The organism is Romboutsia faecis, from assembly GCF_014323405.1.
GTDB classification, from domain to species: domain Bacteria; phylum Bacillota; class Clostridia; order Peptostreptococcales; family Peptostreptococcaceae; genus Romboutsia_E; species Romboutsia_E faecis.
In genome coordinates, this window is the sequence record NZ_JACRWE010000004.1 from 30,043 (window position 1) to 44,746 (window position 14,704).

Annotated in this window: 9 protein-coding genes; all 9 read left to right on the forward strand. The window is 29.5% G+C overall.

Translation table 11 applies throughout. From position 1 onward, the window contains the following. The first annotated feature begins 48 nt into the window (after positions 1–48). Positions 49–3,564: a DNA polymerase III subunit alpha gene (locus H8923_RS09385; protein ID WP_153972285.1), complete on the forward strand. Its 3,516-nt coding sequence runs from the start codon at positions 49–51 to the stop codon at positions 3,562–3,564. A gap of 176 nt (positions 3,565–3,740) precedes the next feature. Next, entirely contained in the window at positions 3,741–4,700 is a 960-nt protein-coding gene (gene pfkA / locus H8923_RS09390; RefSeq protein WP_153972284.1) for a 6-phosphofructokinase, read from the forward strand. Between the two features lie 20 nt (positions 4,701–4,720). Continuing rightward, positions 4,721–6,481 (forward strand): pyruvate kinase, encoded by a 1,761-nt coding sequence (gene pyk, locus H8923_RS09395; RefSeq protein ID WP_153972283.1) that lies wholly within the window; start codon positions 4,721–4,723, stop codon positions 6,479–6,481. Between the two features lie 205 nt (positions 6,482–6,686). Beyond that, positions 6,687–8,252: a sodium-dependent transporter gene (locus H8923_RS09400; RefSeq protein ID WP_153972282.1), complete on the forward strand. Its 1,566-nt coding sequence runs from the start codon at positions 6,687–6,689 to the stop codon at positions 8,250–8,252. Between the two features lie 232 nt (positions 8,253–8,484). Next, positions 8,485–9,183 (forward strand): hypothetical protein, encoded by a 699-nt coding sequence (locus tag H8923_RS09405; protein ID WP_153972281.1) that lies wholly within the window; start codon positions 8,485–8,487, stop codon positions 9,181–9,183. Positions 9,184–9,428: 245 nt separating this feature from the next. Then, positions 9,429–11,006 carry a sodium-dependent transporter gene (locus H8923_RS09410; RefSeq protein ID WP_153972280.1) on the forward strand — a complete coding sequence of 526 codons (1,578 nt, stop codon included), beginning with the start codon at positions 9,429–9,431 and terminating at the stop codon, positions 11,004–11,006. A 230-nt stretch (positions 11,007–11,236) separates the two neighbouring features. Continuing rightward, on the forward strand, positions 11,237–11,935 hold the full coding sequence (locus H8923_RS09415) for a hypothetical protein (RefSeq protein ID WP_153972279.1): 699 nt from the start codon (positions 11,237–11,239) through the stop codon (positions 11,933–11,935). Positions 11,936–12,012: 77 nt separating this feature from the next. Beyond that, positions 12,013–13,374 (forward strand): 23S rRNA (uracil(1939)-C(5))-methyltransferase RlmD, encoded by a 1,362-nt coding sequence (gene rlmD, locus H8923_RS09420; RefSeq protein WP_153972278.1) that lies wholly within the window; start codon positions 12,013–12,015, stop codon positions 13,372–13,374. A 218-nt stretch (positions 13,375–13,592) separates the two neighbouring features. Continuing rightward, positions 13,593–14,654 (forward strand): lysylphosphatidylglycerol synthase transmembrane domain-containing protein, encoded by a 1,062-nt coding sequence (locus H8923_RS09425; protein ID WP_153972277.1) that lies wholly within the window; start codon positions 13,593–13,595, stop codon positions 14,652–14,654. Positions 14,655–14,704: the final 50 nt, after the last annotated feature.

Genomic DNA, 14,704 nt, shown 5'->3' on the forward strand with positions numbered 1-14,704 from the left:
ACACATGAATTTATGGTAAAATTAAATCTATAAGCAGGAGGTGATATAATGAGCAATAAATTTGTTCATCTTCATGTTCACACAGAGTATAGTTTACTTGATGGATTTTCAAGATTAAAGAAGCTTATAAATAGATGTAAAGAACTTAATATGGATTCTATTGCTATAACTGATCATGGTTGCATGTTTGGTGTTATAGATTTTTATAAGGAAGCTAAAAAGGCAGGTATAAAGCCAATAGTAGGTTGTGAGGTTTATACAGCAGCTCGTAGCTTAAATGATAAAGATCCAAATTATGATAAGTCTCAAGGACATTTAATTTTATTAGCTGAAAATATGACTGGATACAATAATCTAATAAAGATGGTATCTAAGTCTTATGTGGAAGGATTCTACTATAAACCAAGAGTAGACATGGAGGAGCTTAGACAACACAGTGAAGGAATAATAGCATTATCAGCATGTTTAGCAGGAGATGTTTCTCAAGCTCTTATGGATAGAAATTATGATAAAGCTAAAAAACTTACACTTGAATATAGAGATATATTTGGTGAAGATAATTATTTTTTAGAGATACAAGATCATAATTTACCAGAACAAAAAGAAGTAAATGCTGGAATAATAAAATTGTCAAAAGAATTGAATATACCATTAGTAGCAACTAATGATATTCACTATGTAAATAAAGAAGATTCGAAAATACACGATGTTCTAATGTGTATTCAAATGGGTAAAACAGTAAATGACCCTAATAGAATGAGATTTGGTAGCGATGAGTTCTATTTAAAATCAAGAGAAGAAATGGAAGAACTATTTCCGTATGCAATTGATGCATTAGATAATACTGTAAAAATAGCAGAGAGATGTAATATAGAGTTTGACTTTAATACAATACATCTTCCTAATTATGATGTACCGAAAGGATATACAACAGATAGTTATCTAAGAGAATTATGTTTTAATGGATTAAAGGAAAGATATGATAATCCAAGTGAAGAAGTAATAGAAAGATTAAATTATGAGTTAAGTGTTATTGAAAAAATGGGGTATGTAGAATACTTTTTAATAACATGGGATTTTATAAACTATGCAAAAGAAAATAAAATAATGGTAGGTCCAGGGCGTGGTAGTGCAGCTGGTTCTATTGTTGCTTATACATTAAAAATAACAGACATAGACCCAATCAAATACTCTTTACTTTTTGAAAGATTCCTTAATCCAGAACGTGTATCTATGCCCGATATAGATATAGACTTCTGTTATGAAAGAAGAGAAGAAGTTATTGATTATGTAAAAAGAAAATATGGTGAAGATCACGTTGCGCAAATAATTACATTTGGAACTATGGGAGCAAAAGCTGCTATTAGAGATGTTGGTAGAGTTTTAGATATACCTTATAATAAGGTTGATAAAATAGCAAAAGAAATACCTTTTGCTCTAGGAATGACTATAGATAAAGCATTAGATACTAATCCTAACTTAAGGGAATTATATGAAAATGACTCAGAAACTAAAGAAATTATTGATGTGTCTAAACAAATAGAAGGTATGTTAAGACATGCTTCAACTCATGCAGCAGGTGTTGTTATATCTAAAAATCCTGTTGACGAATATGTGCCATTATATAAGCATCAAGATGCAATAACTACACAGTTTACAATGACAACATTAGAAGAATTAGGTCTATTAAAGATGGATTTCCTTGGTTTAAGAACTCTTACGGTTATAAGGGATGCTCTAGACTTAATTGAAAAAAACTATGGAAGAAAGATTGATTTTTCAAAAATGGATTATGATGATCCTAAAGTATATGAGCTTTTATCATCAGGTAATACTTTAGGAGTATTCCAATTAGAAAGTGCTGGTATGAGGAGTTTCATGAAGCAACTGAAACCAGATAATTTTGAAGATATAGTTGCTGGAATTTCTTTATATAGACCAGGTCCAATGGACTCAATCCCAACATATATAGAGAATAAAAATAATCCAGACAAAGTAACTTATATACATGAATCATTAAGACCAATAATGGAAGTTACCTACGGTTGTTTAGTTTATCAGGAACAAGTAATGCAGGTTGTTAGAGAATTAGGTGGATATAGTTATGGACGTAGTGACTTAGTTAGAAGAGCTATGGGAAAAAAGAAAATGGATGTCATGGAAGAGGAAAGACAATATTTTATATATGGTAAAAAAGATGATGAGGGAAATACTGAGATTAGTGGATGTATTGCTAATGGGATACCAGAAGATATAGCAAACCAAATCTTCGATGATATGATAGATTTTGCAAAGTATGCATTTAATAAATCACATGCAGCTGCATATGGTGTCTTATCATATGAAACGGCATATTTAAAAGCTCATTATCCAGTAGAATTTATGGCAGCCTTAATAACTAGTATTATGGGTAATACGGATAAAGTTGTAGAATATATTAGAGAGTGTAATGCATTAGGAATAGATGTTTTAAAGCCAGATATAAATAAAAGTTTTTCTAAGTTCTCAGTTGAAGGAAGTAATATAAGATTTGGATTAGCAGCTGTAAAAAATGTAGGTGTTAATATAATTAATAATATTATAAATGAAAGAGAACTTAATGGTACTTTCGTAGATTTTGTAGATTTAGTAAAAAGACTTGATTCAAAGGATATTAATAAGAGAGTATTAGAAAGTTTAATTAAATGTGGAGCTTTTGATGATATAAGTCAGAATAGAGCAAGCTTGATGGCAGGTTATGAACAATTATTAGATAGTATTTCTATGGATAGAAAGAAAAATGTACAAGGTCAGATATCTTTATTTGATGCATTTGGTGGAAGTGATGAAACAGAACAATTCCAAGAGATATATACAATGCCGAAATTAAAAGAGTATGAAGAAAGAGAAAGGCTTAGTTTAGAAAAAGAAGTTTTAGGGATGTATGTAAGTGGTCATCCTCTGTCTCAATATAAAGAGAAATTAGAAAGAAACACTTCTATTGATAATGCAAAATTAAATTCATTAAAAGAAGATGAAGAAGCATATATAAGTTTAGACGAAAAGGAAGTTATAATGGGTGGCATGGTAGTTAACAAGACCATCAAAACAACTAGAAGAAATGATATTATGGCATTCTTAGAGTTAGAAGATCTATATGGTGCTATAGAAATTATAGTATTCCCTCAACTTTTACAAAAATATAATAGTATACTTAATGAAGATAATATTATATATGTAAAAGGTAGATTAAGCATAAAAGAAGGAGAGAATGCAAAAATTATAGCTAATGATTTTAAAGAGATAAATGAGGAACGTAATTTCAGAGACGTTGGAAATAATAGAGTTAAAAAAGAATCAAAAACAGGGCTATATTTAAAAGTTAATAGCTTTAGTAATAATAATTTACTAGAGGAAATAAAATTAGTATTAGCGAACTCTCAAGGTAAAGAATCGGTATATTTATATGCAGAAGATACAAGACAATTATATAAGTGGAATGGAATTTATGTAGATATAAATGACAATACCATTTATAGGTTAGAAAGCTTACTACCAAAAGACAATATAAAGATAAAAAGATAAGCAAAAAAAATAAAAAAATAAATACTTAGAATAGTATAAAAAATGTTTTGAGATATGATATAATATCAAAAAATGGATATTTTTAGAGATTTTTAATTTTTTTACCTGGCATGGGATGAAAAAACGATCTAGGGACTTGAAATGTCCCTGTAATTTAGAAATCAGGAGGAAATACTATGAAGACTATAGGGATTTTAACAAGCGGAGGAGATGCTCCAGGAATGAATGCAGCTATAAGAGCTGTAGTAAGATCAGCTATATATTATGGATGTAAGGTGTATGGCATTAACAGAGGATACAAGGGTTTATTAGAAGAAGATTTAGTTGAAATGAACTTGTCTTCTGTTGGTGATATTATACATAGAGGGGGGACTATATTAAAGTCTTCTAGATGTGAAGAATTTAAGACTCAAGAAGGTAGATTAAAAGGTGTTAAAGTACTTAAAAAGTATAAAATTGATTGCTTAGTCGTAATAGGTGGAGACGGTTCTTTTAACGGAGCTCAAAAACTAAGTGAGTTAGGTTTCCCAGCAATTGGAATACCTGGAACTATTGATAACGATTTAGCTTATACAGATTATACTATTGGATTTGATACTGCTATGAATACAGTAGCTGATGCTATAAGTAAAATAAGAGACACATCTTCATCCCATGAAAGAGTTAATATTGTTGAAGTTATGGGAAGACATTGTGGTGATTTAGCTTTATACTCAGGTCTTGCTGGTGGAGCTGAAACTATAATAGTTCCAGAAGTTGACTTTAAAGTTGAAGATATATGTAATAGATTAAAAACTACTCAAAAAAGAGGTAAAAGACATAGTATAATAGTTTTAGCTGAAGGAGTAGGTAATGCAAATGATTTAGGTAAAGAAATAATAAAAATAACAGGTGCAGATTTAAGGGTAACAGTTTTAGGTCATGTACAAAGAGGAGGGTGTCCATCGGTATTTGATAGAATTCTTGCTAGTAGAATGGGAGTAAGAGCTGTAGAATTACTATTAGATGGAAAATCAGCTAAAGTCGTAGGAGTAAAAGATAATAAAATAATTGATATGGATATAAATGAAGCGCTTTCTATGACAAGATCTTTTGATAAAGAAACTTATGAAATGGCAAAAATACTATCTATATAATAAATAGGAGGAATATATATATGCTAAAAAATGTAAAAAGGACTAAAATAGTTTGTACTCTAGGACCAGCTTCAGATAGTGAAGAAGTTTTAACGAAGCTTGTTGAGAATGGATTAAATGTTTGTAGATTCAACTTCTCTCACGGTTCACATGAAGAACATAAAGGAAGATTAGATACAGCTAAAAAAGTTAGGGAAAAATTAAATAAACCTGTAGCATTATTGCTAGATACTAAGGGCCCTGAAATAAGAACAGGACAATTTGCAGATCCAGAAGTATTCTTAGAAGAAGGTAGTCAATTTACTATAACAATGAAAGATGTTGTAGGAACAAAAGAAATGTGTACAGTAAGCTACAAGGGTCTTGCTAATGATGTTAAAGCAGGGGATGTAATATTAATAGATGATGGCTTAGTAGGACTTAGAGTACAAGAAGTAAATGAAGATGACATAGTTTGCTTAGTTGAAAATTCAGGTATAGTTAAAAATCATAAAGGGGTAAATGTTCCTGGTGTTAAAATAAATCTACCAGCTATAACTCCTAAAGATATAAGTGATATAGAATTTGGTATAAGTCAAGGAATAGATTTTATAGCTGCATCTTTCGTAAGAAAAGCATCAGATGTATTAGCTATAAGAGAAATATTAGAAAATAATAATGCTACAGATATACAAATAATATCTAAAATAGAAAACCAAGAAGGTGTAGACAATTTAGAAGAAATATTAAAGGTATCTGATGGTATAATGGTAGCAAGAGGTGACCTAGGCGTTGAAATACCAACAGAGGAAATGCCTATCGTTCAAAAAATGATGATAAAAAAATGTAAAGAACTAGCAAAACCAGTTATAACTGCTACTCAAATGCTTGATTCTATGATAAGAAATCCAAGACCAACAAGAGCTGAAGTAACGGATGTTGCAAATGCAATATACGATGGAACAGATGCAATAATGTTATCTGGAGAAACTGCTGCAGGAAAATATCCAGTAGAAGCGGTAAAAACAATGGCTACAATAGCTAAGAGAACTGAAGAAACTTTAGAATATGCTAGATTATTAAAAGAAAATTCTTCGAACAATGAAACAGTTACAGATGCTATAAGCTATGCGACTTGTTCAACTGCAGTTGCACTAAACGCATCAGCTATTGTAACAGCAACTTCTTCAGGATATACTGCAAAAATGGTATCTAAGTTTAGACCACAATCTCCAATAGTAGCTGCAACTGCAGATGAGAAGGTTATGAGACAATTAAATCTTAGTTGGGGAGTTTATCCAGTTAAATCTGAATTAGCATCAAACACAGATGAAGTTATAGAAAACTCTATAGATTCAGCTAAAAAAGCTAATTATGTAAATGATGGAGAATTAGTTGTAGTAACAGCTGGAGTTCCAGTTGGAGTAAGTGGTACAACTAACTTGATTAAAGTTCATGTAATGAGCGAAGAAATAGTTCAAGGAATTGGAGTAGGTAACAAAACTGTAGAAGGTAAAGTTCGTATAGTTAATTCAGGAGAAGAGTGTGTGAACTTTGATGAAGGAGATATATTAATAACTACTATGACTGATATAGAAATGAATCCTTATATCGAAAAAGCCGCTGCTATAGTTACGGAAGATGGAGGAATGACATCTCATGCAGCTATAGTTGGATTAAACTTAAATAAAGCTGTAGTAGTATCGGCTTCAAACATACTTAACTCAGTTAAAGATGGAGAAGTTATAACTGTGGATTCTTCTAGAGGTGCTATATACAGAGGATCAACAAGGGTTTTATAAAAATTGTGAATTATCAGAAAATACTTGAATGTTATGGAAAATAATGTTATTATGTATTTAAGTTATTTATGCCACTAGGTTACTAGTAAACTTAGTGGCTATTTTATAACCTTAAATTTACAGAAAATTTAAAAAAGTTAAAAATATATAATGTATACAATCTACATTTTTATTATATTAACAATTAAAAAAGGAGGGATATATAATGACTGAAAGTAGAGAAAACTGGGGATCAAAAATCGGTCTTATATTAGCAATGGCAGGAAATGCTGTTGGACTAGGGAACTTCTGGAGATTCCCTTATGTAGCTGCTTCTAATGGAGGCGGAGCATTTATGGTGCCGTACTTCTTTGCACTAATAGTCATAGGAATACCTATAATGTTAGTTGAGTGGAGTATAGGTCGTTATGGAGGAAAACATGGGCATGGAACACTTGGTCCAATGATGTATATACAAGCAAAACAAGCCATGTCTCCTAAAAAGGCAATTATAGTAGGTTCATTATGTGGAATGATAGCATTTGCAGTAACAATATTAGTTAATTCTTATTATAATCATATAATAGGTTGGTCATTAGGATTTGCAATACACTCACTACTTGGTACATACAAATCAGATCCAGGCGCATTTTTTGGAGCATATGTGCAAGATCCAAAGATGTTAGTATTTTGGGTAATATCATTAGGAATATTAGCAACTGCAGTAATGAAGGGTATACAAGATGGTATAGAATCATGGGCAAAGATAATGATGCCTGTACTTTACGTATTTGGTATTATATTAGGAATAAGAGCTTTAACACTAGGTTCACCGATTAACCCAGACTGGAGTTCCTTAAAAGGTTTAAATTTTGTTTGGAATCCAGATTTTAGTCAATTATCTTGGAGTTCAGCAATAGCTGCAGCAGGTCAAATATTCTTTACATTATCTTTAGGAATGGGGATTATACAAAACTATGCTTCATACCTAAAACCAGATGAAGATATAATAACTGCATCAGTAGCTACAGTATCATTAAATGAATTTGCAGAAGTTGTATTAGGTGGTACTGCAGTTATACCTATAGCATATGCATTTTTAGGACCAGAAGGTATAAAAGGGAGTATAGGCTTGGCATTTATGGCTTTACCAAATGTATTTAGTACTATGACTGGTGGAGGAATATTTGGAGCTTTATGGTTCTTATTATTATTCTTTGCTGGTATAACATCAGCTATAGCAATGTACAACTACTTAGTCGCATTACTAGAAGAAGATGCCGGTATAGATAGAAAAAAAGGTGCTTGGATTGTTTTTATAGGGTACTTAATAGTAGGAGCACCGATAGCTTTAGAATCAGTACTAACTAAAAGTGCAAATCTAATGTACTTTACAGAAGTTGATAACTGGATAGGGAACTATTTATTAATAGTCTTAGGATTAATAGAGATAGTAGTTATTGGATGGTGTGTAAAAGATAGTGCACTTGAAGAAATGAATAAAGGTGGGTTATGGAAGGTACCAAAATGGTTCTTTAGATTATTCCATCAGTTCTTAACTCCAGTAACAATAATAACTTTCTTAGTATTCTTTACAAGAGATTATTGGATACAAGGAAACTTTAAATTAATACCATCGTATGTTTCATCAACACCGGAGTTTATTCCTTGGGTTAACTTGGGTAGAGCAGTGGTAATTATAGTTCTTGTTATAGGATTTATACAATCTTATAAATCAATTAAAAGTAAATATACTAAAGAAATAGAAAATAATAAGGCTATGAATTTATAAGGAGATGATATATATGACTAGTTCAGCATGGTTATTTTTAGGTTGCATATGGACTACAATATTTACAACTATAGCAATATCAATGAAAAAAATAATAAAAAATCAATAGAATAAATCAAGGGGTGTATTATAAGAGATGTGTTAAAATGAGGCGAATAACCCTTTTTAAGACAAGCTCTATGAATATACTCCTTTTTAACAATTAAGAATGGACAACATTGGAGGTGTTTTTTTGAAGACAAATTTAATTTTAAGTACAGTTAATCAATTATTAGAAGAGATAAATAAGGTAAGAACAATAAAAGAGAATAAAGTTAAGAAATATAAAAAAGAATTGAAAATTATAATGTCAGAGTATGAAAAAATAGATATAGAAGAGAATTTAAAAAAACAATATAATCAATTAAATTCAAAAGGTATAGAACTGTTGCAAGGGTTAAGAAATAATAAAAAACAAGATAAAAATAAAGTAGAACATAGTATAGAAGTGTATATAAGATATCTAAATGCATCTTTATATGACTTTCAAGGCAAGACTATATATCTAAAAAAATATATAACAAGCTTTTTATTTTCATCAATATTATTTTTAGCACTATCTCCGCAGTTTTATGGATTTATTCTTCCTATATTATTCTTCTTACCGATATATATGGGATTAAAAGGTGTTAAGCAAAGATCAATTACAGGATTTTACATGACAATGAGTGTGGTACCAGTAGGTATTATGACAGCTGTAACATGGATAAGATATGGTATAAATGCTAAATCAAATTATAATGAATTTGTACAAGCGATAGTTAATGATGGAGTATCTTTAAATTTAGCTAAAAATTTAGTTTGGATAGGCCCGTTATTAGGAAGTATATTACTAGGGCTTTCATTACTACAAATTTATAGAGGGATTAAAGCTAAAAATTTATTTATATAAAATATAATTATATGATAGAATGTAATATTAAAAAAAGATTGAAAATTAGATAGTAAGCTGTTATCATATGCTTAAGTTATAATATATAAGCCACTAAATCATAGTGGCTATTTTTAAAACATTATTTATCTGAAAATTCAGTTAATTAATTTAATTATATATCTATGAATTTTATTATATATATAATTAAATTATTCATAATATATATTTTTTTTTCATATGTATTACTAAAAGGGGGGGAATAAATGACTGAAAATAGAGAGAATTGGGGCTCCAAAATAGGTCTTATATTAGCAATGGCAGGCAATGCTGTTGGTCTAGGAAATTTCTGGAGGTTTCCTTATGTAGCTGCTTCTAATGGTGGAGGCGCGTTTATGATACCATACTTCTTTGCACTAATAGTAATAGGTATACCTGTAATGTTAGTAGAATGGAGTATAGGACGCTATGGTGGTAAATATGGACACGGAACATTAGGACCTATGATGTATTTACAAGCGAAACAGGCGATGAAACCTAAAAAAGCAATTATTGTAGGGGCACTATGTGGAATGATAGCATTTGGAGTTACTATATTAGTTAACTCTTATTACAATCATATTATAGGATGGTCATTAGGATTTGCATTTAATTCATTAATTGGAGGATATAATAGTGACCCAGGAGCTTTTTTTGCAAATTATATCCAAGATCCAAAGAATCTAATATTCTGGGTTATTGCACTATGTTTTTTATCTTATGCAGTAATGAGAGGAATACAAAAAGGTATAGAGTCATGGGCTAAGATAATGATGCCTACTCTATATGTATTTGGTATTATATTAGCAATTAGATCGTTAACACTTGGAACTCCTGTTGACCCCGATTGGAGTTCGTTAGCAGGATTGAATTTTATATGGAATCCAGACTTTAGTGCGCTATCTTGGAGTTCAGCAATAGCTGCAGCAGGCCAAATATTCTTTACATTATCTTTAGGAATGGGGATTATACAAAATTATGCTTCATACTTAAAACCAGATGAAGATATAATAACTGCATCAGTAGCTACAGTATCATTAAATGAATTTGCAGAAGTAATATTAGGTGGTACAGCTGTTATACCTATAGCTTATGCTTTCTTAGGACCAGATGGTATAAAAGGAAGTATAGGTTTAGCATTCATGGTATTACCGAATGTATTTACTACGATGACTGGTGGAGGAATATTTGGAGCCATATGGTTCTTATTATTATTCTTTGCTGGTATAACATCGGCTATAGCAATGTATAACTATTTAGTGGCATTATTAGAAGAAGATGCTGGTATAGATAGAAAGAAAGGTGCATGGCTAGTATTAATTGGTTATTTAATTGTTGGAGCACCGATAGCACTGGAAAGCATATTAACTAAGAGTGCAAACTTAGTATACTTTACGGAAGTTGACAACTGGATAGGTAACTATATATTAATAGTTCTAGGATTAATTGAAATAGTAGTAATTGGATGGTGCATTAAAGATAGAGCGTTAGATGAGATGAATAGAGGAGGATTATGGAAAGTACCAAAATGGTTTTTTAGATTATTTCATCAATTTTTAACACCTGTTACAATAATTACATTCTTAATATTCTTTACAAGAGATTATTGGGTACAAGGAAACTTTAAAGTTATACCAAGTTATATAGCAGATATACCAGAGTTTGCCATTTGGGTTAATTTAGGTAGAGTAGTAGTATTTGGTGTTTTATTAATAGGATTTATTCAATCGTATAAATCTATAAAGACTAAATATTCAAAAGAAATAGAATCAAATAAGTATAATGATAAACAGACTAATAAGTAAAACCAATATCCATAAGAAGTAAATCTATAAAGGAGGAGAACTTTATGACTGGAGCTGCGTGGGGATTTATGATAAGTATATGGGTTATAATATTTGGAACTATAGGTGTATCAATGAATACAATAATGAAAGATAAGTAAAATAAGATAAAGTTCAGATAAATAAAAACCCTACTTACAATTTAGGTAGGGTTTTTTATATAATAGAGTAGAGCAAAGGGGGAAAATATAATGAATACTAAATTAGTTTTAAGCACGATAGACCAATTATTAAAAGAAGTAAATAAAGCAAAGTCTATAAGTGATAAGAAAAAAGAAAAAATTATTAAGTCATTAAAGGATGTACATATAAAATATGAGGATCTGGAAGTACCAGAAGAATTAAAGCAACAATATAATCAGTTAAACTCAAAAGGTATAGAGTTAGTAAAAGAGTTAAGAAATTCAAAAATAGATAATAAAAATGAGATAGAAAATAATATAGAAACCTATATTAGATATTTAAAAGCATCGGTTTTTGATTTTGAAGGGCGTAATAATTATCTTAGAAAATATATAACAAGTTTCTTATTTTCATCAATATTATTTTTAGCTTTATCGCCACAGTTTTATGGATTTATACTTCCTGTATTATTCTTTTTGCCAATATACTTAGGTTTAAAAGGTGTGAAACAAAGATCGATGACTGGATTTTATATGACAATGAGTGTAGTGCCTGTAGCATTTATGACGGCTGCAACATGGATTCGATATGGAATTAGTGCAAGTAAGGATTATACTCGAGCAGTAGCATCGATAGTAGAAAGTGGAGTATCTCAAAATCTAGCGCAAAATTTGGTATGGATAGGACCTTTATTTGGAGTTTTATTGTTATTATTTTCAATAATACAGCTATACAGAGGATTTAAAAGTAAAGATTTATTTATTTAAGGGCTTTATAAGCCCTTGTTTTTTTGGTAAAATAAATTCTTGTAGTTTCTTAAAAAATATGTACGGAGGATTAACCTATGTTGTCAAAAAATAAAGAGTATGTAGTAGATATAGTTGATATAGGTCAGGGTGGAGTTGGAATAGGTAAATACGATGGATTTACAGTGTTTGTAGATGGCGGACTAATAAAAGATAAAGTTAAGGTAAGAATTAATAAATCTAAAAAGAATTATGCAGTGGGAGATATAGTTGAAATAATAGAAGAATCTCCGTTTAGAGTAAAAAGAAAATGTAGTGACAATCTAAAAGATTGTGGAGGATGCCAAATTCAAGAATTAGACTATCAAAAACAACTTGATATAAAAACAAATGAAGTAAAACAAGTTATAAGTAGAATCGGAAAATTAGAAAATGTAGTAATTCATGACACTTTAGGAATGGAGGAGCCAGTAAGATATAGAAATAAAGCTCAATTCCCAATCCAAAAGGTTAATAATAATCCATTAATAGGTTTTTATAAAAAGAAAAGTCATGATATAATACCTACTGATAAATGTATAATACAACATGAGATAAATGATAAAATCATGAAAATAATTAAAACTTATATAAATGCATATAAGGTTAGTGTATATGATGAAAAATCTCATACAGGAGTTTTGAGACATTTAGTAACAAAAGTAGGGTTTACAACAAATGAAGTGATGGTTGTTTTAGTTGCTAATGGTAAGAAATTACCGTATTTAAAAGAGTTAGCATCTGTACTAGAAGAAAATGTGCCAGGGTTTAAAACTTTAGTTGTAAATGTCAATAGAGAAAAAACTAATGTTATATTAGGTAGAGAAAATATAGTTGTTTATGGAAACGGAAAAATAAATGATTATATAGGAGAATTAGTATTTGAAATATCTCCACTATCATTCTTCCAAGTTAATCCTATTCAAACTGAAGTTTTATATAATAAGGCTTTAGAATATGCGGATTTAAAGGAAGATGATACTGTATTTGATATATACTGTGGAATAGGAACAATATCTTTATTCTTAGCTCAAAAAGCTAAAAAAGTATATGGTATAGAGATAGTTGAAGATGCTATTAAAGATGCAAAAATAAATGCTAATTTAAATAATCTAGATAACGTTGAATTCTATGTAGGAAAAGCTGAAGAAGTAGTTCCTAAGATGTATAAAGAAGGTAAGAGAGCTAATGTTGTTGTTGTTGATCCTCCAAGAAAAGGATGCGATGAAAAGGTTCTTGATACTATAGTTTCTATGAAACCAGATAGGGTTGTATATGTTTCTTGTAACCCATCTACTTTAGCTAGAGATTTAGCTTATTTAGATGAAAGAGGATATAAGTGTTCAGAGATACAACCAGTAGATATGTTCCCTCATACAATGCACGTTGAAAGTGTTGCTAAGCTTGAAAGAATTAAATAATTTTTAAAAATAGACCGATATATATATACTAAATATTAGCATATGTATATCGGTTTTTAATTTGTTACATATAATATTTATATAGATAAAACAATGAGAATTTAAAATTTAAATAATATAACGAAATTGTAAGAAAATTTGTAAGATAAATTTAAGATTTATATTGTATACTAAGAATATAAGAAGGATATTAATGGATAAAAGGTCAGGGGATTAAAATGAAAAATAATATAAATAAAAATTTATTACAATATGGATTTCTAATTTTATTAATAGGTATTACTACTAGTATAGTATTTAAAACATTAGATATAAGTTTATTATCCAATGTTTTAAATATGGTAGATGAGAGATATTTAGCAATCGGAGTTTTAGCTATATTAGTAAATATAGCGTTAGAAGGTTTAGTATTAAGGATATTAATAGACGGAATATACAAAGTAAATGTTAGGCTTAGAGGATTAAAACTAGCAACTATAGGGTTTTATTATAATTTAGTTACTCCTTTTGCATCAGGAAGTCAACCAATGCAAATATATATTTTAACTAAGTATAAAATGCCTTTAAGTAAAGCTGGAGCGATAATCACTAATAAATCTATACTTTATCAACTTGTAGTTACTATGTATTGCTCAGTATTAATAATTTTCAACTTTAAATTAATAAGAACACAAATGAGTGCCATAATTCCTCTTGTTGTTTTAGGGATAGCTATGAACTTATTTACAGTATTAATGGCACTTTTAGTAATTCTTAATCCAAGTAAAGTAAAGCATTATACTAGATTATGTATAAACTTTATTTGTAGATTTAAATTATTCAAATCTTTAGAGAAGAAATGTAATAATGTTGAAGGTTTTATAGATGATTATAGCGAATCGATACAATTTTTTATGAAAAATAAAAAATTAATGATATCAACAGTTCTTATAACTGTAATACAAATAAGTTTTTACTTTAGTATTTCATTTTGGATATACAAAGCATTTAATTTACAAGGTCACACATATTTAAATATATTGACATTGCAAGTTCTTTTATATATGGCAATATCTCCAATACCAACACCAGGAAATGTTGGGGCTAATGAGTTAGCATTCTTTACAATATTTAAAGGTGTATTCCCAACATATCTAATGGGATATGCGGTATTTTTATATGGAGGATTTATGTACTATTTAATATTAATTGGAAGTGGAATATTTACAATAATTACTCATCATAGAATAAAATCGAATTGTTCACCTAAACAAAATTTAGCTTCAAGTAGACAGATATAAGATAGAAGAATCTTCTTTAATATGATATAGACATATTAGAGAAGATTTTT